Genomic DNA, 22,220 nt, shown 5'->3' with positions numbered 1-22,220 from the left:
CTGACCGATGACATCTTCTGTGCAAATACATCACATCATTCCGACTGGCGTTTACAACGAATTTGAAGACCGGATCGAGAAGTGGACAAACGGTCAGTTCAATCAAGAAGCGATCTATAACAAGTTACCTGCAGCCACGACGGCCGAAGGCGCCACGGCAAACGATGGTTTCATGCATAAGGGATCGCATCCCGGTTTAAATGCCGCAGTTCGAAATGCTTTAGGTGCCATCGATACTGCTGTCGACGCTGCCGGAAACCCATTGAGCGACGCCCAGAAAGGTCAGATGTTTCAGGGTGTACACAGCTATTTCAGATCTGCGCTAGACTACTCGGATGAAGGCAAAGCTCTGACAGGTGGCGAAAGCACATATCTCGACCCGCGTGACTCAGAGGCAATCAAGGACTTGGGGTCAGATGTCACGTCGGCGGATGTATCGGCTAACAATGTCAACAATCATTCCCCAGAAAAAATAATTGGAACAGAAGCCTACCAAAAAGGCGTCGCTGGCGACGCGAGCAATGGGGCTTACAAAGCGATAAATGCAGATAATACGATAAAAGTTGGCGCGGAGGCAGTCCGGAACCACCTTGGTGTTGAAATAGCCAATGACGCAACCGGTGAGTTTACAACCAAGAATCCTTATGCGGGTTCACCAAAGTCTATAACAGCTGCGGACGCAGATCTGGACAAGAGTATCCGCGACTTGGACAAGACGCCGGGCGCAAATTCAGATGGCAGCCCAAAAATTGACGTTTCCAATGCGGTGACCACTGTTAAGGACGCGATCTCGGAAGTGAACATAAGGGTTTCTCCAGACGGAACCGCAGTTATTGACGCGGATAATATTGCCAGGAATATCAACGCTTTTTCCGACAAGCTCAACGAAGCAATTGGTCGAGCCGCGAATGCTACCACACTTGATGGTTTCAAGGCTGCGACGAACAATATCGTTGAGACGCTGAAAACCCTGAATGAAGACCTAGGCCGAACGCTTAACAGCACCCCTTGGAGTAAAGCACTGGTCTTTGGGGGGACAATCGCAGACGTCGCCGAACTTGGTATCGCGGCTGTTCAAGCTCAGCAGCACTATGCCAATGGAGATACAGATGCCGCAGTTGATGTACTTGGAAAGGCGGCTTTCGCTGTAACCGTTTCTGCTGTCGCATCTTATGCCGCCTACACAGCTGTAACCGCGATTGCCGGTGTAGTTGGTGCCACGGCAGCCGCCGCAGCCTTCCCGGCGATTGTTGCAGCTGTGGTCGTAGGAATTGCTGTCGGCTTTGCTTGGGACTATTTCAATGGTTGGGAAGAATTGATCCAATACTTCAGCGATCCAATTAACGATCCATTGGTTCTGGATCTAGACGGCGACGGTGTCGAGCTGACAAGATTAGAGAATTCCGAAGCGCAATTTGATCTGGACGATGATGGGTTTGCCGAAACAACGGGTTGGGTGGCGCCGGATGATGGGCTGCTGGTCCTGGATCGAAACGGAAACGGTGAAGTTGACGGAATAGGCGAGCTTTTTGGGTCGCCGACAGCAACTGCATTCGAAGAACTTGCTGAACTAGATAGTAATGGCGATGGCCTGATAGATAGCCAGGACGCGCAGTTCGCCGATTTGCAAGTTTGGCAGGATTTGAATCAGGACGGGGTTTCTGATGCAAGTGAACTGCAAAGCCTCACGGACGCTGGAATTGCATCAATCTCTCTGGCATCGCAAACAGCTGGCCATTTTGTAAGTACCAATGAGGTTGTCGCGACATCGACTGTCACTCATACCGACGGGTCGACGTCCGAGGCTGCTGAAGTCTTGTTTCGACTGGACCAGGCGGAGACGGTGTTTGAACTACCTGAGGATTTCGTGTTCGACGCTGAGGTCTTTCTGCTGCCCTGGTTGCCCGGATTCGGCGAGATGGCACTTACACCTGCCGCATTTACCCAGGACCCCGAGTTGAAGGCGGAAGCGAAGGGTTTGATTGAAGTGGCTCGCAGCCAAGGAATGGACACGTTTCAATCGGCGTTTGAGGATTTTCTGGTGAGCTGGGCGGGCGTAGAAGATACCAAGTGGTTGTCCGAGGCTGGCTTTGTGCAAATCACCTATCTGTATGACGAGGACAAGAAGCTCGCTCCAGGATTTGACCCGTTGTCCGGTGCTCCTAACCCTGACTTCTATATCTTTGACGTCATCGGCGACCAGCAATTCGATTTTGACGATGTAAACAGCATAGCTGAACAGAATGACGTGGTGCGTCCAAGCTCGGCATATATGCCAGCGTTTACGTTGATAAATACCCTCCTTCTGGACGGTACACCACAGGAAGGGGGCATTTCCTTCCTCCCTGTTCCTCCGCGAATTATCAACGATGGTGGCGATGGAAACGTAGATATTCTTGATAGTGGGCCATCAGTTGTTGGCGGTCGGATCACCGGGGGACCTAGCAATCCAATCGTGCTCGACTCAAACCGTGACGTTCAAGATCTTGATGACCAGTATGTCCCCGATTTGAGCGCCGAGAAATTTGCTGTGATCCAAAAGCTGATGGGGCAGGATTATACCCGGGCCGAAAACTCAGTAGCCCATGACAAGATAATAGTCGGAGTTCCGGACCCTGATCTGATACCGATTTTTTCGGAGCAGTTTGATGCGATCAGAAGCTATTTTGAAACCCGTTTCCTCGCACAGTCTGTACAAAGCATCATTCTGACTGAAGGCGAAGATGCGGACTTGGGCTACTTAGCTCCTTTTGAACATATTGGGTACGACGTGCTCAACGATGTGTTCTTCGGTGACGGAGCAAAATTTGCTGTCGAATTCGTCGCGCAATACGTAGACCAGGGTGCTGAAGCGATCCAAAACGCCTTGGAGAACCTGAAGCCCTATCAGGCGGAGTTTGGCTACCTCCCAGCCGCGCTTGCCGATTCATCGCTGCCGGTCACGGAAGTACAACTTGAGGCCGTTTTTGGCGTAGTTTTGGAAGTGGGATCAAATACTTCCGACACCTTGTCCGTCGACGGAGACGCAATTGTTGTCGGTGGGGCAGGGGACGACACACTTCAAAGCACAGGTGGCTCGAAGGTTTTCATGGGCGGCACTGGCGATGATGTGTTGGAAGGAAGCTCGTTTGCTGACACATATGTGTACAGACTCGGGGACGGAAACGATACGATCAATGACTCCAGCGCCTATGGTTCGGAGAACGACAAGCTGATCCTCACGGACGTTAGTGCGGCGGATGTGACGTTTTCGCAGAGTCCGGGGCAGGATCTGGTGATCACGTTGAGCAATGGTGAGACCATCACCGTAACAGATCATTTCAAGGACGGGTTCTGGGATCTGGAACTGATCGAGTTTGCAGATGGCACGATATTCGATGCGCAGGCTATTCGCGACAAAACCGTTTCGGATCAGAAAGCCTCTGGCGTGGTCTTGGGGTCAGCATTTGTTGAAAACTACGTACACAGCCTGGGAGACGGATCTTACTCGATCAGCGACTCCAGCGCCTATGGCACAGAGAACGATAAGCTGATCTTCACAGATGTTAGTGCGGCGGATGTGACGTTTTCGCAGAGTCCGGGGCAGGATCTGGTGATCACGCTCAGCAATGGTGAGACCATCACCGTAACAGGTCATTTCAGAGACGGTTTCTGGGATCTGGAACTGATCGAATTTGCCGATGGCACGATATTCGATACGCAGGCTATCCGAGACAAAACCGTTGCGGATCAGAAAGCCTCTGGCGTGGTCATGGGGTCCGCATTTGCTGAGAACTACGCACACAGCCTGGGAGACGGATCTTACTCGATCAGTGACTCCAGCGCCTTTGGCACAGAGAACGATAAGCTGATCTTCACAGATGTTAATGCGGCGGATGTGACGTTTTCGCAGAATGCAGGACAGGATCTGGTGATCACGCTCAGCAATGGTGAGACCATCACCGTAACAGGTCATTTCAGAGACGGTTTCTGGGATCTGGAACTGATCGAATTTGCCGATGGCACGATATTCGATACGCAGGCTATCCGAGACAAAACCGTTGCGGATCAGAAAGCCTCTGGCGTGGTCATGGGGTCCGCATTTGCTGAGAACTACGCACACAGCCTGGGAGACGGATCTTACTCGATCAGTGACTCCAGCGCCTTTGGCACAGAGAACGATAAGCTGATCTTCACAGATGTTAATGCGGCGGATGTGACGTTTTCGCAGAATGCAGGACAGGATCTGGTGATCACGCTCAGCAATGGTGAGACCATCACCGTAACAGATCACTATACGGGCAGTTTTTGGGGACTGGAGAGCATCGAGTTTGCCGATGGAGCAGTACTGGATGGGCAGGCGATCCGGGACAAGTCCGTATCGGATCAGAAGGCCTCTGGCGTGGTCATGGGGTCCGCATTTGCTGAGAACTACGCACACAGCCTGGGAGACGGATCTTACTCGATCAGTGACTCCAGCGCCTTTGGCACAGAGAACGACAAGCTGATCTTCACAGATGTTAATGCGGCGGATGTGACGTTTTCGCAGAATGTGGGACAAGACCTGGTGATCACGTTGAACAATGGTGAGACCATCACCGTAACGGATCACTTTACGGGCAATTTTTGGGGACTGGAGAGCATCGAGTTTGCCGATGGAGCTGTGCTGAACGCCCAAGGCATTCTGAATAAAGCGGACGCCGACAGGCTGGCGTCTAATATTGATCCCATTGCCACAGATGACATCGCGGTATTATCGCAAAACAGCACGATTCTGCTGGATGTCTTGTCCAACGACGATGATGGCGACGGTGATAACCTAGTAATAAGTTCCATCGACGGCGTTTCGAATGGCACGGCAATCATAGAAAACGGACATATTCGCTACACACCAGACATCGGATTTAATGGGCAAGAAACACTGGTTTACACGGTGTCTGACGGGTACGGCGGTTCAGATACCGCAACCGTTACAATTACAGTGAACGCAATTTCAGCTCCTATTGGCGATCAGGTGGGTACGTCAGGTGCTGATGTGTTTTATCACACAGCCGGAGACGGATCTTACACGATCACCGACTATGATTCCAATCAGGGCAATGATCGCCTGGTCTTCACCGATCTGAACCCATCTGACGTGACCCTGTCGCGGTCCGGCAATAATGCGGTGCTGTCTTTCGCAAATGGTGAAACCATCACCCTCGTGCGGTATCTCGATGAGAACCTGCGGTATTCCATCGAGACCATCGAATTCGCCGACGGCACGACCTGGGATCACGCCGCTTTCCGCAACCAAATGGTTTCCGACATGAAGGCAACCGGCACGGTTGTCGGCACGGAACGCGACGAGACCTATGTCCACAGTTCGGGTGACGGCTCCTACACGATCAGCGATTACGATACCTATCAGAGTAATGATCGCCTGGAGTTCACCGATCTGAACCCATCTGACGTGACCCTGTCGCGGTCTGGCAATAATGCGGTGCTGTCTTTCACCAATGGTGAAACCATCACCCTCGTGCGGTATCTCGATGAGAACCTGCGGTATTCCATCGAGACCATCGAATTCGCCGACGGCACGACCTGGGATCACGCCGCTTTCCGCAACCAAATGGTTTCCGACATGAAGGCAACCGGCACGGTTGTCGGCACGGAACGCAATGAGATCTACACTCACAGTTCGGGTGACGGCTCCTACACGATCAGCGATTACGACACCTATCAGAGTAATGATCGCCTGGAGTTCACCGATCTGAACCCATCTGACGTGACCCTGTCGCGGTCTGGCAATAATGCAGTGCTGTCTTTCACCAATGGTGAAACCATCACCCTCGTGCGGTATCTCGATGAGAACCTGCGGTATTCCATCGAGACCATCGAATTCGCCGACGGCACGACCTGGGATCACGCCGCTTTCCGCAACCAAATGGTTTCCGACATGAAGGCAACCGGCACGGTTGTCGGCACGGAACGCAATGAGATCTACACTCACAGTTCGGGTGACGGGTCTTACACGATCAGCGATTACGATACCTATCAGAGTAATGATCGGCTGGAGTTCACCGATCTGAACCCATCTGACGTGACCCTGTCGCGGTCCGGCAATAATGCGGTGCTGTCTTTCGCAAATGGTGAAACCATCACCCTCGTGCGGTATCTTGATGAGAACCTGCGGCATTCCTTCGAAACCATCGAATTCGCCGACGGCACAACCTGGGATCACGCCGCTTTCCGCAACCAGATGGTTTCCGACATGAAAGCAACCGGCACGGTTGTCGGCACGGAACACAATGAGACTTACACCCACAACTCGGGTGACGGGTCTTACACGATCAGCGATTACGATACCTATCAGAGTAATGATCGCCTGGAGTTCACCGATCTGAACCCATCTGACGTGACCCTGTCGCGGTCTGGCAATAATGCGGTGCTGTCTTTCACCAATGGTGAAACCATCACCCTCGTGCGGTATCTCGATGAGAACCTGCGGTATTCCATCGAAACCATCGAATTCGCCGACGGCACAACCTGGGATCACACCGCTTTCCGCAACCAGATGGTTTCCGACATGAAGGCAACCGGCACGGTTGTCGGCACGGAACGCGACGAGACCTATGTCCACAGTTCGGGTGACGGGTCTTACACGATCAGCGATTACGACACCTATCAGAGTAATGACGAGTTTGTATTCACCGATATTAATTCAACTGATGTCACGGTTGAGCGGCTGCAATCTGATCCGAATGATGTTGTTCTGACACTATCCGACGGCGATCAAATCATACTTCTGGATCAACTGGTTTCCAACAATCGCTATGGTGTTGAAACCATCGAGTTCGCGGATGGTGTTGAGTGGACAAGGAGCGATTTGCTCACGGCCCCAATTGTTGATGACAGTTTGGTATTTGTTTGACCAGCTAAAGCCCTCTGTAAAAAAAGACAAAACGAGAGCGCCCGGTGTGGCGCCCTCGTTGTGAGCACCTGGGGCAGGATTCGAACCAGCTCCTCATCGGGGCAATTCAGAGGCTGTGTCCTTCTCCTCCATCCTTGTCTCGGTCGATTTCCCGTTCCTGCTCATGGCCTTCGCCGCGATCCTGTTCCGCCTTACGTCCATCATCTCGCTCCAGCGTCTCACGCGGCTTGTTCAGTACACCTTCCAGCTGCTCCCGGATCGACGGCTTATCATCGAACACGACATTCTCTTCTTCGCCAGTGGCTTCAATACGTCGAGTGATGTTGCGGTTTGCCAGTACATCCCTGGGGGTGGGAAGTAGGATTATATGAACTAGTACCAGCGCCAGCGCGAACTGGGGTGCTCGGCATCTCCGACTGTTTGGCTACCGCTAGGATTGTGGATGATTTCTGAACAGCAAACGACCGTTTTTAACAACGGTAGGAAGTGGTCTTGGTCATCTCAATTTCGCAAGAGCGGCCGTTGGCGCGGTCTCAGCGAAAGCTCGCTATGTCCGCTTCACCGCCATCCACGAACCAGACAGGGAATGTCCGGTTTGCACGGTATCGCGACCTGCTGCATGAGCGAAGGGCTGAAGTGTGATCAATGGCGGCTCAGGGGCTCAAGGTGCCAGCTCCAACACGTCGCAGGGAATGTCGGCAGCGAACCCGTGATGACTTCATGTCGTTCGCAATTGGGAAAAGGGAAATAGAGCCGCTGGGCTTTCTACCTGCGAACAGGGGGAAACATCCTTGGCATCCGCATCGCAGCCTCAAACACCTGTTACTCTGATGGGAACTCAATCTGCGGCACAGGAACGGCCTTGAGATAAGCGGCAATCGCTAAACGCTCGTCATCGCTCAATCGAGAAGTATTCTCGATGACTTCAACCATTTCACCGCCGGCGCTGTCATAATCCGGTGTGAAGCCCGACTTCAGGTATTCCGCGACGTCAGCTTCGGACCAATCAAGTTGGTCTGCGGTCAGTCCTGGGATACGACCTTTTCCGCTTGGGTTTGGTGCGCCGGTCAGCCAAAGATCACGTTTCAATCCACCCAATCCGTTTCGCGGTGTATGGCATTCAGCGCAATGTCCCAGCGCCTCCACCAGATACCGGCCTCGGATCTGTTGGTCAGTCAGGTCGCCTTCAACCACCCAGCCTGGCTCCAGATACAATAGCTTCCATCCGCCCAGCCCGCGTCGAAAATTGAAAGGGAAGCCAACCTCATGCGCGTTACTTTCAATCGCCGCCGCTGGCAGGGAGGCGAGGAATGCATGGAGCGATGCGACATCTTCCGCTGTCATGTTTGCGTAGGATGTATAAGGAAACGCTGGATAATAATGCTGCCCATTGGGTCCAGTTCCATGAAACAGGGCATTGGCCAGATCCCGCGCGGACCAGGACCCAATACCAGCAACCGGATCACTGGATATGTTTGGGGCAATGAAAGTGCCAAAATCCGTCTCAAACCTACGACCGCCAGCGAGAATAAGTTTTTCCTCTCCCTCGGCATCCGGAGCAGAGTGGCATGATACACATCCTGCTGCGTAGAAAACGGTCTCACCTCTTGCAAGGTCAGGGGTAACGCCGTCGAGTTGGGTCCGATCAACTCTCTGCGGTCGGGTTAGCACTAGACCGGCCAACCCGACCAGAACTGCAACAACAGCGGCGAAAATGAAAAAACGCCGCATAGCTAGCGCTCCTCTAGTCTTTCGGTGCTCGATAGGCTTTATGACATGCGGAGCAGGCGCCGCCCAGATCACCCATCGCCCCCTTAAGCGCCTCGACATCTTGTCCGGCGGCGGCCTGCATCGCAACAGCGGCGTCGGCCAAAGCCTGTCCCTTGGCGCCTACATCCGGGAAGTTCTCCCAAATTGCAGGCAACGCGCGGGTGGACGGGTCGGCCACATTATCGGATCCGGCGGGCCACATCGCGGATTGATCGATCTGCGTCAGAACGACGATGTTATTCGCGGCCCGTGTTGCCGCCTCGGCATCATATTCCGTCTCTCCCTTGGCCATGCCGCCAAGAGTGCCAAGATTGAAAGAATAGAGTTGCATTATCGAGGTCCGGGCCTTCACTGCCGGGTTTTCGCTTTCATGCGCGATGGCTGTGCCAATAACTGCTACTGACATAAGTCCTGCCGCAAAGATCGAAAATTTCTTCATCATGGTTTGCCTCCCTAATCAATATGTCGGAATGTTAGTTTGAACGAATTTTCTTGTAATTGTTTGTTATTCGTCATCACTTGTTAATTTATGAACAATCAAAACTGGGATGATATTCGATACGCGCTTGCCGTTAGAAAATACGGATCGTTGAACGCAGCCGCTGGGGCCTTGGGTGTTACTCATGCAACGGTCCTGCGCAGAGTTGCTGCACTTGAAGAACGCTTTGGATGTGTGATTTTTCAAAAAAACCGGTCAGGGTACTCCGCACTCCCCGAGGCCAGCACAATTCTTTCGGCGATGGAAAGCGTAGAAGACGCCGTGCTGTCCGTAGAGCGGGCAATTGTGGGCGCAAACCGGTCCCCTGTAGGTCACGTACGCATTGCGTCCACTGATAGCCTTTGCCAGCTTGTATTGCCTCAAATACTAAACGAGATATCGCAGATGTACCCCGGCTTGGAGCTGACTTTATTGAGCGGAAACAGCCATCATGATCTATCGCGGCTGACAGCGGACATCGCCGTACGACCCTCGATAAAACTTGAAGAAGGGCTTGTCGGGGAACGTGCGGGTACGCTGTCATTTGGAGTTTTTGACAACGGCTCCCCAAATCGAAAATGGATGAGGCTTGATGGGGCGTTGAACCGCTCGCTCCCAGCCAAATGGTTAGCAGAACATGTCAGTGCGGATGAAATGACCAACGGCGCAGATAGCTTTTTGGTGCTTCAGCAGATGGCTGCGGCCGGGGTGGGCAAAGCGTTTCTACCGTCTTTTATTGGAAACGCGGATCCTCGGCTTCAGCTGTCGATGGATATTTGTCTCGAAATTGAAGTTCCTCTGTGGGTCACGACACTTGATGAAATTGCGCAAACTCCGAGGTTTTCCGTCGTCAAGCGAGCTTTGATTGAACGCCTATCCAATGCTCTGGCTGCATGACATAGCTCGGAAAGCGGCCACGAAGAGGGCGGTTTTCTAGTCAGCCATTTGGTCGTGGAATCCACTAGGTCTGCATTTAGGCTATCAGGTCGCCGCTGTGATGACCGCTTTGGAGATTGGAACAGCCACTGCGAAGACCTAGGCTGATGAAAGCTTAGTCGGCCATTTGGTTTAGAATGCTGAACGTCCGGATTGTGCGGTTCGATACCTGCTGCATGAGCAAAGGACCGAGGCATGATGAACGGCCGCTCTGGGCTCCAGACCGGACCTCGAGTGCGACGTGCTCGTGCTGGCACGTTGAGCCCATTATTGCCATGTTTACCCAACCGAGTTTTCTGCATGTGTTCTGGTGACGGCTTCACACCAGCCAGACAGAAAAGCGCGATTTCGAGCCGGGGACAGTTCTGAGCATATTGTCTGTCGGCAGCAAGGAGCGCACCACCCGGGTTGTTGAGGAAGATGGTATTATCCTGCTAGTCGCAGAACGCTAGTGCAAAATTTACTTCTATGATTCAAATCCTTGGCTTGGGTTGCGACGGTACGCATTCCATTTGTCCGTCAGCAACTGCAAATGGCTCGCCGCCTGCAGTAAGGACGGCACGGTCGGTCATTTCGTGGAAATTGAAAATTGCGTTAAGAACGACATCTGTACGGCCCTGGTAGATGTTTGGTTTGTAGATGCATATACCGACCTGCTCGTCCAAACGCCGATAGACGTAGGAGGCTTCGCCAACAAGTTGACCATCTGATGTCGCAAAACAGGTATCATCGGTCACGTAAGTAAGTGTATGCGTTGATAGTTCCACAAAGTCACCGGATACGGAGTGATGACGTCCAGTCCATTTGAGGCTCATTCCAGTAATCTTTTCTGGTGCTTTCATATTCTGTCCTGACTTTTTTGGCCGAACGGTTTTTCGAAACAACATGTTGGAAGTTTAGTCACGACAATGAACAAAGGGCAACTTTGTCCGGAGGCTGTGTAAAAACTCCGGCCCATGAGCTCTCTCGTCGCGCTCGTTTTCGTCGCCTGTGCAAAAGCTCCCTCAGAAGTGCGAGAGAACGCACATAGAGGCTGTATTCGGCGTATTTCGCCGGACAGTCAGAGTTTTCACACAGCCTCTCCGCATAGGCTCGTTCCCTGCATTTCGCAAAGGGACACTTGTCCGCTTACCGGACGCATGCGCGCACAGAGATCGAGTAGCTTGGGAAAGGCAGGTAAGGGCTCAAAGTACTAGTTGTGTGTTGTAGAGGGTAAAATTCTCCCGACATTGCTATAGCGTCAAAGCGATAACCAGAGTTTTCCATTTTTGTATCCACCACGCACTGGCTCCTTCAATTTCAATACGTCAGCATAATCGTCGACCCAATCACGAAATCTGTCGTTTGTAACAATCATTGCCCCATAATCTCTGGCAAACTGCAATATCATAGGGTCTGCGGGCATACCTTTTGGGGCTACCATGACCCGATCTTTGGGTAGACCAAGGAGGCTACCCAAGGCTTTATCATGCATATAGCGTCCCGAAATTTTGTATCCAGCATTGGCGTCGAACACTACGCCGGGGGTCAGACCTGCGTTAGTGAGAGTTGAAACCACCTCTCGAACAGTTTCCATTTTTGGAGTGCCATCATTCCAGTGCATGACATTCGATCCATCAATAACGATCCAGTTCTTGTTGACCTCAGCGCTTTGCAACCGGCTATTGAGTAAAAGCAGCGCGCTGGTCATTGCGCAAGGCACTGCCAACAAAAGCCAATCTGACAGGCTAGCGTCTAGAACCGCGACTACTACGCCGCAAATTGAAATGGTGAAAATAGTAGAAAGAAAGCGCACAGCTAAAATCTCGATGATCGAATAATTTATCGTGATGTCCATACCATCGGAAGAAACATCGTTGAAGCCCAGATGGCATTACCATCCTGACGGATGTCCGGTTAGCGCGGTTCGCAACCTGCTGCATGAGCGAAAGGCTGAAATGTGATCAACGGCTGCTCAGGGCTCTAAGCGGTCATCTGGTGCTTTCGGTGGGTCATCGAGCCAGCTCTTGCGGCTTCAAGGTTTGGAAGGCGGACGAAGTGTGAATTCGTTGCTGCTGCGCCAATGTCAGCTTTCTTGCCGCGTGATTGCAATTCCAATATCAGAGGGCAGTGATCCGAAACCTCTGGGTTGTGAATTACATCGAAGGGCTCTGTCGCAAACTTTGGCCTCAATTCAGTTAGAACTTCCGAAGTAGTCGGAGACTCTGGCGTTCAAGTGCTACGAGTCAGACCCCTCTGAAGAACATTCCATACCGGTAGGCTCAGTATGCGCATAGTTGACGCCCATAATGCTTGTTGATATTTTAGGCGCATGCGGAGATTATTTCGAATGAATGCCCAATCACGAAAACCAACTAATCTGTCGCTCGACAGTGTCTTACTTTCTGAAGCCAAGGAGCTGAAAGTAAACCTATCGCGCGCGGCCGAAGACGGCGTACGTGTAGCCGTTGCTGCTGCAAAGGCAGAGCAATGGAAAAGTGAAAATGCTGCAGCTCTGAGAAGCTCCAATTCTTATGTGGAACGACATGGGCTACCACTGGAAAGCTTCAGACAGTTCTAATGCCAAAATACGATGTTTATCCCAACCCTTCTGGTGACGGGTTCCTTCTGGATGTTCAAACTGATCTTCTGAGTGATTTGAACACGCGTGTTGTTGTGCCGCTTTTGCCGAAAACGAAGGCTCCAAAACCTGCGACCCGGCTCAACCCAGTATTCGAGATCAATGGTGAACATGTCGTCATGGCCACCCACTTTTTAGCGGCCGTGCCTGTTGGAATTCTCAAGTCTCAAGTGAGTGATCTCAAAGACGAGTTTGAACAGATCACAGTCGCCGTAGATATGCTCATGCAGGGATTCTGATAGAAGTAAGAGGCGCCGAGTTGGCACAGGCCCACGTCAACAACTTAGCAAGGTTTTGATGGAATGGACATCCCATGACCTTGTGGTTTGAGTGTCAAGATAAAAAAGTCAATTGGTTCCAAGTCGACGGCGAAAATTGGCACATTTTCCTTTATTGACTGGTGTTCAATTTAAATCGAGTTCGTTACTTAAGGCACCACAAGTAAGCTAGGCAGAAATCAGTCCCGTGTTCGACCTCCCCGCGCAGCGCGCTCACCTCTCCGAAAAGTATGATCTGACCCCATCGCCCGAGCTGGCCGCCAGCATGACCGATATCTATGATCGGATGTCGCGTGTGGTATCGCCCGTCGATTGGGCAATCTATGCGCCATATGTAAAGGCAATCATTGATCTAAAAGCCGAGCGTAATGCAGTGATCTTGGGTCACAACTACATGACGCCAGAGATATACCATGGCATTTCCGATTTTGGCGGGGATAGCCTGCAGCTTGCCATCAGGGCGACCGAGGTCGAGGCAGATGTAATCGTGCAGTGTGGCGTGCATTTCATGGCCGAGACGTCCAAAATTCTTAGCCCAACCAAAACAGTGCTGATGCCAGATATGGAGGCGGGGTGTTCGCTGGCAGAATCGATTACTGCGGAAGGTATCGAGGAAATGCGCACGCGGTATCCCGGGGCTCCGGTTGTGTCTTATGTAAACACCACCGCAGAAGTCAAAGCGGCGTCGGACATCTGCTGTACGTCATCCAACGCAGCGCAGATCGTTGCGGCCCAGGACAGCCACACCGTGATCATGACCCCCGACCGATACCTGGCGCAGAACGTTGCGCGCGATGTCCCCCAAAAGAATGTTGTCTGGTGGGAAGGGTCCTGCATCGTTCACGAACAATATAGCGCCAGCGATCTGCGTGATTTTCGCAGATGGAACCCCGGGACACGCCTAATTGCGCATCCGGAATGTCCGCCGGACGTTGTGGCGGAATCCGATTTTTCCGGATCAACCAGCGGAATCATTAAATACGTCACCGACGAAAAACCCGAAAAAGCATTACTCATCACCGAATGTTCAATGGCATCGAACATTGCCGATGAACTGCCCGAGGTCGAGTTCGTCGGACCCTGTAACATGTGCCCGTACATGAAGAAAATTACCCTGGAAAAGGTGCTCTTTGCACTCGACACCATGACCGGTCAGATTGAGGTTGACGCCGACGTTGCAGTCAAAGCACGGCAGTCCGTACAGCGTATGATAGACCTGTCGCGGCAATTGGGTATCTGATCGTCCCAATGCAACAGATAGCCACAAATCGCGTGGTCATCATTGGTGCAGGTTTGGCCGCTGTTTATGCGGCGTTGAAACTGGCGCCGCGACCGGTTGTCATGATCTCACCGGAACCTTTGGGAACCGGTGCCAGTTCAGCTTGGGCCCAGGGCGGTGTGGCCGCTGCGATGGCACCAACCGACAGTGCTCAGGCCCATGCGGATGATACGATGCGGGCTGGGTCCGGGTCTGTTTTGCGTGAAGTGGCTGAATTTGTGACCCGTTCGGCGCGCGAGCATGTACTGGACCTGTCAGATCTTGGCACCGGCTTTGATCGCAGGGCTGACGGAAGCTTTGTTCAATCGCGCGAGGCCGCCCATTCCGCTGCCCGTGTGGTGCGGGTCAAGGGCGATCAGGCCGGGGCTGAAATCATGCGGGCGCTGATTGCGGAATTGCGCCGGACGTCTTCTGTTCAGGTGGTCGAAGCTGCGCAGGCTGTTGCATTGGAAAGTGACGGCGCTCAAGTCACCGGAGTTTTCCTGGCCAGCATCGACGCGCCTGATGCGCAGCCGGTTTTGTTACGGGGAAGTGCGCATGTTCTGGCTACGGGTGGCTCATCGGGCCTGTATGAGCAGACCACCAACCCTGCGCGTATCCGGGGGCAAGGGATCGGGATGGCGGCCCGTGCCGGCGCGCGTATCGCCGATGCGGAGTTCGTGCAGTTTCATCCCACAGCGATCGACGTGGGAGAAGATCCGACGCCTTTGGCAACCGAAGCGCTGCGCGGGGAAGGAGCAGCCTTGATCGACAAGACTGGCCATCGGTTCATGGCCGATATTCATCCCGATGGTGAACTGGCTCCTCGCGACATCGTCGCCCGCGCCGTCTATCTGCGCGCGCAATCTGGCCTACGCCCTGCGCTCGATACACGTGCGGCTATCGGTGCCGAAATTGCGACCTTGTTCCCCTCTGTAACCGACGCCTGCACCCGCAACGGCGTCAATCCGGTTTCCGAGACCATCCCGATAACGGCATCGGCGCATTACCATATGGGCGGAGTGGTGACGGATATGATGGGCCGCAGCTCATTGGCCGGGCTTTGGGTTTGTGGTGAGGCTGCCTGCACCGGCTTGCATGGTGCCAACCGTCTGGCCTCAAACGGACTCCTTGAGGCTCTGGTCTTTGCCCGTGCCTGCGCCCGGGGTATTGCAGAGGTTGTACCTGCGGAGTATGCACCGTCGGTCGATATTCGTTTCGTCCTTGGTATGAACAATACACATGAACAGACCGTGTCCGCCTTGCGCCGAACCATGACCTCACATGCGGGCGTTGTACGCGAGCGGGCCGGGTTGGAAAGCGCCCTTTCCGATATCGCAGCGCTTGAGGCCCATCATGCGGAGTCAGAAGTTTTCCTAAACATGACCGCAACGGCCACCCTGATAACCGCGGCAGCACTGATCCGCGAGGAAAGCCGCGGTGCGCATTACCGATCTGATTTTCCTGAAACCACCCCCGGCCCTGGCCAACGCTCGATTCTGACACTGAGCGAGGCAATGGCGCTGAGGGACCGTATCGCAAAGGACGCCACATGAGTTATCCGGCACTGCCCGACTTGATCCTTGAACCGCTAGTCCGATCCGCGCTGATGGAGGATCTGGGGGCCAACGGAGACATTACCACCCTGACTGTTATCCCTGCTGCGGCGACTTACAGCGCTCGGCTGAACGCCCGTGAAGACGCTGTGATCTCGGGTTTGCAAGTGGCAGAGCTGGCCTTTCGTCTGGTCGATCCCAAGCTGGATATCATCACTCATTTTCATGATGGTCAGCATTGCGCAAAAGGGGACGCGCTGATGGAAATCCAGGGCAGCGCGGCCTCGATCCTTTCTGCGGAACGGGTGGCATTGAACTTTGTTGGACGACTGGCAGGGATCGCCACGTTAACCGCAGCGTTAGTTGCCGAAACAAGGGGAACCAAAACGCGTATAACCTGCACACGCAAGACAACCCCCGGGCTCCGCATTGTCGAGAAACAAGCCGTTCTGCACGGTGGCGGATTCAACCACCGCTTTTCGCTCTCAGATGCGATCCTGATCAAGGACAACCACATCGCCGCCGCTGGCGGCGTGCGTGCGGTTCTGGAGACTGCAAAGACGCGCGCTTCACATATGATGAAGATCGAAATCGAAGTTGATCAGTTGGACCAATTGGCCGAAGTGCTTGAGGTCGGAGGGGCGGACGTTGTTTTGCTGGACAATATGTCCCCGAACGAATTGCAAGAGGCTGTAGCAATGGCAGACGGCCAATTGGTGACCGAAGCCTCTGGAAACGTCAGTCATGACACTGTGGCAGCCATCGCTGCGACCGGAGTGGATTACATTTCCTCCGGAGCGTTGACCCATTCATACCGCTCTGTTGATGTCGGCTTGGATTTTTGAATTGCGGATCTGCAATGGATTCGACAGTAGCAGAGCGTAAGTAGATCGATGCCGGATAACGCGGTTTCCTCGAATGGGTTTTTGACTAAGGTTGTGTTCTTGGAAGAATCGCGATGTTAATCAGTAAAGTTTACATAATTTCCCTTAGCCGGCTTGTGTGAACTCATTTTGCACTGAGCAACGGATGGGCTTGAGCTTTTTGCCGAACGCGTTCCAAGCTACAAGTCGAATGAGGATTATTCTTCGTCTACGATATGACCCATGCGAAGCAAATTCCCATCAGGATCGACGATTTCCAGTTCACAAACGCCCCAGGGCTTGTTTTCGGCTCTTGCGAAACGCGGAATGCCCTCAGTGCGTAGATTCAGTAGTACAAAGCTTTCCGAAAGGTCCATTGCATCGTCGACACGGACAAAAGCACCATGCTCAGAGACCTCAGGATCATGCTGAGGGTGATTAAAAAAGTGAAGCTCAACGTTGTCACGAACGAGGATCAAGTAACCCTCGGCGTCGAACCTTGCGACCTCTCTGAAACTCAGTAGATCATAAAATGAGGATGTCGCGTCGAAATCGCGGCTGGGTAGAATCGGGCATATACTGTTCAGCATTTTTTATCTCCTGGTTTCTTGATTCTTTGATGTACTCGAGATGGGGCTGCAAAAATCCTCCTCTATTCTTGCGACTCAGTGGGTTCAAACTGCGGGTGTTGACTTCAAGCAAGCAACGCAACTACGCGCCAAAACTTTCATTCATTTTCGCGAACTTAAGGGGTTGATCGGCACTATGTTCATAGACGTACACTTCGCTTAGAAATTCCAACCTGGCAACGGCGATTTCGTCCCGCGTTGTTGGCATTCGGTTATGGAACTTACCTGAGAAACTCAGCAATAGTGTCAATTGTCTCTTCTGGGTTCTTTCGCAAACATTTACATGAAAGAACATCAGCGGAATTAGAGGGCGGTTTACCCTGCCAGTTGGGCGAACTGCTGAAACGGTCGGAGTCCGGGCGTGAATTGACCTTTGCGGATCATGTTGACCAGTTCTATGCCTGCCAGGACAGATGCGGCTGAAGCGAAAGATTTGAAGCCCAGCATGGGTCTTATCCTTCGTTTGATGAAACGGTGATCCTATTCAATGATGTTGTTGAGGTATTTCCGCCTGACCATATCGATCGAGATCGGACAACCAAAGCCTTTCAACATCTTGTTGATCGCCTTGATGCCAGCTGTATTGGCACCACTTTTGTCGATGACGATCTTGCGTGGCAATCCGTTCACCTCGAGAGCGCGGGCGAAGAACCTCGTCGCAGCGGCTTTATTCCGGCGCTCGGACAACATGAAATCCAGGGTCTTGCCGTGTTTGTCGATCGCTCGGTAAAGATAAACCCATTCACCTTTCACTTTCACATAGGTTTCATCCATGCGCCACGAACGGTCTGCGGAACGCTCTCTATACCGCGCTGTTTCAGCAATGAGACCTGCATATCGACTGACCCAACGGTTTAGCGTTGCATGATCCAGATCAACGCCACGTTCCGCCAAGATTTCTTCCAGGTCCCGGTATGAAACACCGTAGCGCAGGTAGAAGAAAACCGCGTGCAAGATCACGTCTTTCGGAAAACGCGCGCCCTTAAATGAAATTTTCACGGCTTGCTCCTGTCATGTTATCGGGCGCGCTACCAGAAATGCACTCGAACTGACAGGTAGGGGTGAAGATTGCGACAGAACCGTTGCGGTGCGCCTGTCAAAGCCGCCATTCGCTGCGTTCGCAATAGTGGGGTCACTTGATCCGGGAAAGCAGTTGAAACACCGGCATCAGCTTGGCGAACTCGGCGGTTGTTCGTTCCGTCAGATTCGACTTTAAGACAAAGGCTGGGGTCTCGGTATCCATCCAAACTGCAAAGCCCTTGCGCCGCAACGCTTCTTCAAGGGGGTGGTCTTTGTCAAACCCGGAGGGAACGCGCTTCAACTCCGGCTCACCGATCCTGTAACCCCGTTCTCGCAACTCTGTGGTGGTCTGCATTAACTCTGCCCCCGAGGGTCCCACCATGGCGTCGCGGAATGCGTCCAACGATCCTTTTTCATACTGAAAAACCCCGCAACCGAGGGACAGCTTTTCGGGAGAGAGCCCAAAGAACCACATTGGTGGCTGAGCCACCTGCCCCGTCGGCGTGAACGCAAGGTGCAGATGTGCGTTGTAGGGTGTCTTGTCCTTGGAGAACCGAACATCGCGGTAAATCCGAAAGATTTTGCTACTGTGAACCTGCCCGGTGAGATCACCCAGGGCTAGTGCCATGTCATCGGCGAACAGCTTGCTGGGCGTTTTCAGGTGGGTTTCATAGACCGCTTTGTTCGCTGCAAACCAATCTTTCGTATTATTCGCTTTCAGGTCTTGCAGGAAGCCAACCGCCGCAGGCGAAAAACAATCAAACTGGGCCATGAATTCCTCCGTTCAGCTTTTCCTTGGCAGCGCCGCGGCGTGTTCAAGGCACAGGTGCAGCCAACGCTTCAACGCGGCACCATCGCAGTCTGTTTCGTCCACCCGGACAAAACCACCCAGTCTTCGGGTTCCGTGAATCACAGCGCGGGCCGTGGGGTCCTGCAATGCCGTGGACTCGTTCACCTTTCCCACCCTGAACATGAACCGACCCACGCCATCCTGATGTCTGCGCGCACCACAAAGCATGTTGCCGTTCAAAAAGAAGCACAGGCCGCCCATCATCCGCTTTTCGGAGATGCCCACATGCGCGGCCAGAGCGTCACGCATGCGGACGTTGAGTGTTTCATCAACCGGCATCAGTTGCCGATCCAAAACTGCCAAAGGATCGCAAGCGCAAGCACCAGCATTGCCATAGTCGTGAGCGCCGCCCCAACCGCGCGCCCCTTGCCATTCACCGAAGTGCTGAGGCTGAAATAGTGAATGAGGAGGGCAAGCAGCAGCACGCCACCGCAGGCAGCGACCAGCCTGGGTGCAGTTCCCGCGATTTCAGCTCCTGCTAGGGCCAGCAGCGCAAGCGGCACGTATTCGATGAAGTTCCCATGCGCCCGCATCAGCCGCAACAAGCTTTCATCCTCACCGTGAAGCAAGGAAATCCCAGTCTTGGTGCGACGCACGCCGACGGCAATCGCCATCGGAATGCTCATCAAAACAAAAATGGCTGTGACGACCAGCGCGATCTGCGGAAACTGTTCCATGTTATGCCTCCTTTCTGAACGCGCTTAAGACGACATACTTTCGTAAGTGATCAATGCGAACCGAGCCCCTTGCGGATCAGTCAGAGTGGCCATACGGCCGACCCCTGGCATATCGGTAGCAGGCTGAACAATCGCCGCACCTTTGGCCTCAGCTTTGGCGACACTAGCGTCCACGTCTGCCACGGTAAAAAAGATCGTCCAGCTACCGTTATCCTCTGGCATCGGGGAAAAGCCTCCAATTGCGGTTTCGCCTACAACAGCAGCAGAATAGCTCGACCCGTCCTGCATGGGCATGTCGTTGATCGTCCAGCCAAGCACCTCCTGATAAAACGCTTTGGCTTTGCCCTGATCTGGGCCAGAATGTCCGATCCAGCCTGAGTTTCCGATGGTGGTCATTTCTAAAATACTCATGGGCATCTCCTTTGGTTACGCCCGACACATACGGGTCTGATCCAAGGACGCGCGATATCCAGCAATCCCTACACGTCGCGCAAACTTTCTTGGCTGATCTCAATCTTTTCATTAATCGCAACACGTTCGGGCGCGGTTGGTCTGAGCGTCATCACCGTTTCGAAAGCAGCAATCGCGGCATGGTGGTCACCTGTTTCTTGCAAAAGCCCGCCGCGCATTGCATGGAACCAGCGATACGCAGACAAATCCTGTTCCAGAGGTACCATCGCTTTCAGCGCATAATGCGGGCCATGGAGCTTGGCTTGAACCGCAATCTGGTTAAGTCGGACGACAGGCGTTGGCTGCAAAGCGTAAAGGGCAGCGTAGTGACTTTCAATCGATGACCAGTCTGTGTCATCAACCGAGGCCGCATGGGCATGGGTCGCTGCGATTGCAGTCTGAATGATATAGACACCATGATGTCCTATCCGCTGGGCCTTTTGCAAAAGCCCGGTCGCCTCGGCGATGGTCGCACGATCCCAAAGACTGCGATCCTGATCGTCCAACGCGACAAGCTTGCCTTCTGGATCAATGCGCGCATGTCGCCGCGCGTGTTGAAACAGCAATAAGGCCAGCAAGGCGGCCTGTTCCCCCATCGCCGGAAACAGTGCCGCAAGCAGACGGGCCAAACGGATTGCCTCTTCACACAAGGTAAGCTTTATTTGCTTTGGACCGGCCGAGGTTGACCACCCTTCGCTAAACATCAAGTAAACCATCAGAGAAACTTCTCCCAAGCGCGCACCCCGCTCAGCCGGACTGGGTGTTTCAAAGGCAACCGGATTGCTCGCTATCTTCTTTTTGGCACGGGTGATCCGCTGTTCCATAGTCTTGGGCTTAATGAGAAATCCGCTCGCGATTTCGTCTACGCTCAACCCCAGGACCACGCGCAGCGCAATTGCAATCTGATCCCGCCGGTTGAGTTCCGGATGGCAGCAGATGAAAAGAAGCCGCAAAACGTCATCGCGCATTTCGTCAGGATCCGGGGGTTCCGCAGGTATCGGTTTCAACTCCTCTATATGACGCGACAGGATTGCGGCGCGGCGTTGTGATTTGCGCACCTGATCAAGGCCTGAATTTCGTGCAGTCGTCAGTAACCATGCTAACGGGTCACGAGGTGCACCATCATTTGGCCAGACTGTCAGCGCTTTCAGGCAGGCGTCGGCAAACGCCTCTTCAGCCATATCGATGTCCCGAAACATCCGAGTCAGAGCTGCTAGCGCACGCGGTCGGTGCAGAGTGAAAGTGGCCTCGAGCCAGTCCGACATATCCTATTCCGGCGAGATCACACCGCCAGCCCAGGCTACCGGTCGCACCTCAAGCCTTGCAACAGGGGATGAGATCATTGTTGCATATTCCAGTGCCTCATCAAGGTCTTCGAATTCAGCAGCATAAAACCCAAGGAAATTCTCCTTGGTCTCGGCGAATGGACCGTCGGTGATCAATGGTGCTGAGCCTTCGGTTGGAGCGGGCTCGACCATCACGGCAGAAGTCGGCGGCATCAGCTTCATTGACACGAACTCCCCGCGCTCTGATAGCGCCGATTGAAGCGCACCGTGGCCAGACATCACTTCGTCCTGGCGATCTTTGGGCAGCGCTTCGAACACGCCCGGCTCCCCATAAATCGTGATTGCGTATATCATTTTCGCCTCCATGCTTCATTCACATGGTGCAAGGACGCGCGAGGACATGCAAATCCGACAACTGATCCACAATGCAAGATCGTAAGATAGCCACTTGGAACACCGAGACGCGGCTCTGTCGCAAACTTTGGTCGACGTGTTGCGCCTTCGCGCGGTTTGATTCAATGGCTGGTTGGTCTTAGACAACGTTTAGGAATGCCCAATGATCGACTTCAAAGGTGCACACTACCCGAAATCTGTGATCCTGTTTGCGGTCTATTTCTACGTTCACTATGGCGTCTCTTACCGCGACCTGGAAGGGTA

General features: G+C 53.3%; 19 protein-coding genes and 2 pseudogenes. 8 read left to right on the top strand and 13 right to left on the bottom strand.

Features of this window, described 5'->3' with window-relative positions:
- Positions 1-7: 7 nt before the first annotated feature.
- Positions 8-6,892, top strand: coding sequence for a calcium-binding protein (locus SJY13_RS22080; protein WP_377194392.1), 6,885 nt, complete (start codon positions 8-10; stop codon positions 6,890-6,892).
- Positions 6,893-6,998: 106 nt separating this feature from the next.
- On the opposite strand, the gene SJY13_RS22075 is transcribed toward SJY13_RS22080, so the two are convergent.
- From SJY13_RS22075 to SJY13_RS22065, 3 genes are all read right to left on the bottom strand, one after another.
- A complete protein-coding gene (locus SJY13_RS22075; RefSeq protein WP_377194390.1) occupies positions 6,999-7,172 on the bottom strand; it encodes a hypothetical protein in 174 nt (57 codons plus the stop codon).
- A gap of 542 nt (positions 7,173-7,714) precedes the next feature.
- Positions 7,715-8,623: a c-type cytochrome gene (locus SJY13_RS22070; protein ID WP_377194388.1), complete on the bottom strand. Its 909-nt coding sequence runs from the start codon at positions 8,621-8,623 to the stop codon at positions 7,715-7,717.
- Positions 8,624-8,636: 13 nt separating this feature from the next.
- Entirely contained in the window at positions 8,637-9,104 is a 468-nt protein-coding gene (locus tag SJY13_RS22065; RefSeq protein ID WP_377194386.1) for a c-type cytochrome, read from the bottom strand.
- A gap of 87 nt (positions 9,105-9,191) precedes the next feature.
- Between SJY13_RS22065 and SJY13_RS22060 the strand changes: the two genes are divergently transcribed.
- Complete coding sequence (locus SJY13_RS22060; RefSeq protein WP_377194384.1) at positions 9,192-10,037, top strand: LysR family transcriptional regulator; 846 nt, start codon at positions 9,192-9,194, stop codon at positions 10,035-10,037.
- A gap of 512 nt (positions 10,038-10,549) precedes the next feature.
- Here the strand turns inward: SJY13_RS22060 and SJY13_RS22055 are convergent.
- Together SJY13_RS22055 and SJY13_RS22050 are read right to left on the bottom strand one after the other, a co-directional pair.
- The gene (locus SJY13_RS22055) at positions 10,550-10,918 is read right to left on the bottom strand and encodes a hypothetical protein (RefSeq protein ID WP_377194382.1); all 369 of its coding nucleotides are present in this window, start codon (positions 10,916-10,918) and stop codon (positions 10,550-10,552) included.
- A gap of 398 nt (positions 10,919-11,316) precedes the next feature.
- Complete coding sequence (locus SJY13_RS22050) at positions 11,317-11,913, bottom strand: NYN domain-containing protein (RefSeq protein ID WP_377194380.1); 597 nt, start codon at positions 11,911-11,913, stop codon at positions 11,317-11,319.
- Between the two features lie 492 nt (positions 11,914-12,405).
- Here SJY13_RS22050 and SJY13_RS22045 point away from each other — a divergent pair, with 492 nt between their 5' ends.
- From SJY13_RS22045 to nadC, 5 genes are all read left to right on the top strand, one after another.
- Positions 12,406-12,636 carry a type II toxin-antitoxin system CcdA family antitoxin gene (locus SJY13_RS22045; RefSeq protein WP_085824808.1) on the top strand — a complete coding sequence of 77 codons (231 nt, stop codon included), beginning with the start codon at positions 12,406-12,408 and terminating at the stop codon, positions 12,634-12,636.
- Positions 12,636-12,935 (top strand): CcdB family protein, encoded by a 300-nt coding sequence (locus SJY13_RS22040; protein WP_377194378.1) that lies wholly within the window; start codon positions 12,636-12,638, stop codon positions 12,933-12,935. Before SJY13_RS22045 ends, SJY13_RS22040 begins: the two co-directional genes overlap by 1 nt.
- Before the next feature lie 226 nt (positions 12,936-13,161).
- Positions 13,162-14,214, top strand: coding sequence for a quinolinate synthase NadA (gene nadA / locus SJY13_RS22035; protein ID WP_377194376.1), 1,053 nt, complete (start codon positions 13,162-13,164; stop codon positions 14,212-14,214).
- 8 nt (positions 14,215-14,222) lie between these two features.
- Positions 14,223-15,788 carry an L-aspartate oxidase gene (locus tag SJY13_RS22030; RefSeq protein WP_377194374.1) on the top strand — a complete coding sequence of 522 codons (1,566 nt, stop codon included), beginning with the start codon at positions 14,223-14,225 and terminating at the stop codon, positions 15,786-15,788.
- Positions 15,785-16,633, top strand: a complete 849-nt coding sequence (gene nadC, locus SJY13_RS22025; RefSeq protein WP_377194372.1) for a carboxylating nicotinate-nucleotide diphosphorylase — start codon at positions 15,785-15,787, stop codon at positions 16,631-16,633. The genes SJY13_RS22030 and nadC overlap by 4 nt, the downstream gene beginning before the upstream one ends.
- 236 nt (positions 16,634-16,869) lie before the next feature.
- Here the strand turns inward: nadC and SJY13_RS22020 are convergent, their stop codons facing one another.
- The 8 genes and pseudogenes from SJY13_RS22020 to SJY13_RS21985 form a co-directional block, all read right to left on the bottom strand.
- Positions 16,870-17,241: a bleomycin resistance protein gene (locus SJY13_RS22020; protein WP_377194370.1), complete on the bottom strand. Its 372-nt coding sequence runs from the start codon at positions 17,239-17,241 to the stop codon at positions 16,870-16,872.
- 354 nt (positions 17,242-17,595) lie between these two features.
- Positions 17,596-18,279 (bottom strand): annotated as a pseudogene (locus tag SJY13_RS22015) (IS6 family transposase).
- Positions 18,280-18,412: 133 nt separating this feature from the next.
- Positions 18,413-19,072: a DUF2461 domain-containing protein gene (locus tag SJY13_RS22010; protein WP_377194368.1), complete on the bottom strand. Its 660-nt coding sequence runs from the start codon at positions 19,070-19,072 to the stop codon at positions 18,413-18,415.
- Between the two features lie 12 nt (positions 19,073-19,084).
- A complete protein-coding gene (locus SJY13_RS22005) occupies positions 19,085-19,399 on the bottom strand; it encodes a TfoX/Sxy family protein (RefSeq protein WP_377194366.1) in 315 nt (104 codons plus the stop codon).
- A gap of 29 nt (positions 19,400-19,428) precedes the next feature.
- The gene (locus SJY13_RS22000) at positions 19,429-19,827 is read right to left on the bottom strand and encodes an MAPEG family protein (RefSeq protein WP_377194364.1); all 399 of its coding nucleotides are present in this window, start codon (positions 19,825-19,827) and stop codon (positions 19,429-19,431) included.
- A gap of 24 nt (positions 19,828-19,851) precedes the next feature.
- Positions 19,852-20,238 carry a VOC family protein gene (locus SJY13_RS21995; protein ID WP_377194362.1) on the bottom strand — a complete coding sequence of 129 codons (387 nt, stop codon included), beginning with the start codon at positions 20,236-20,238 and terminating at the stop codon, positions 19,852-19,854.
- A 68-nt stretch (positions 20,239-20,306) separates the two neighbouring features.
- On the bottom strand, positions 20,307-21,542 hold the full coding sequence (locus SJY13_RS21990; protein ID WP_377194360.1) for an RNA polymerase sigma factor: 1,236 nt from the start codon (positions 21,540-21,542) through the stop codon (positions 20,307-20,309).
- A 3-nt stretch (positions 21,543-21,545) separates the two neighbouring features.
- On the bottom strand, positions 21,546-21,917 hold the full coding sequence (locus tag SJY13_RS21985) for a YciI family protein (protein WP_377194358.1): 372 nt from the start codon (positions 21,915-21,917) through the stop codon (positions 21,546-21,548).
- Between the two features lie 202 nt (positions 21,918-22,119).
- On the opposite strand from SJY13_RS21985, the pseudogene SJY13_RS21980 reads away from it, so the two are divergent.
- Positions 22,120-22,215 (top strand): annotated as a pseudogene (locus tag SJY13_RS21980) (IS6 family transposase); the annotation flags it as partial.
- Between the last annotated feature and the right edge of the window lie 5 nt (positions 22,216-22,220).

This window comes from Ruegeria meonggei, from assembly GCF_042768335.1.
Taxonomy (GTDB): domain Bacteria; phylum Pseudomonadota; class Alphaproteobacteria; order Rhodobacterales; family Rhodobacteraceae; genus Ruegeria; species Ruegeria meonggei.
This window is presented reverse-complemented; position numbering and strand designations above follow the sequence as displayed.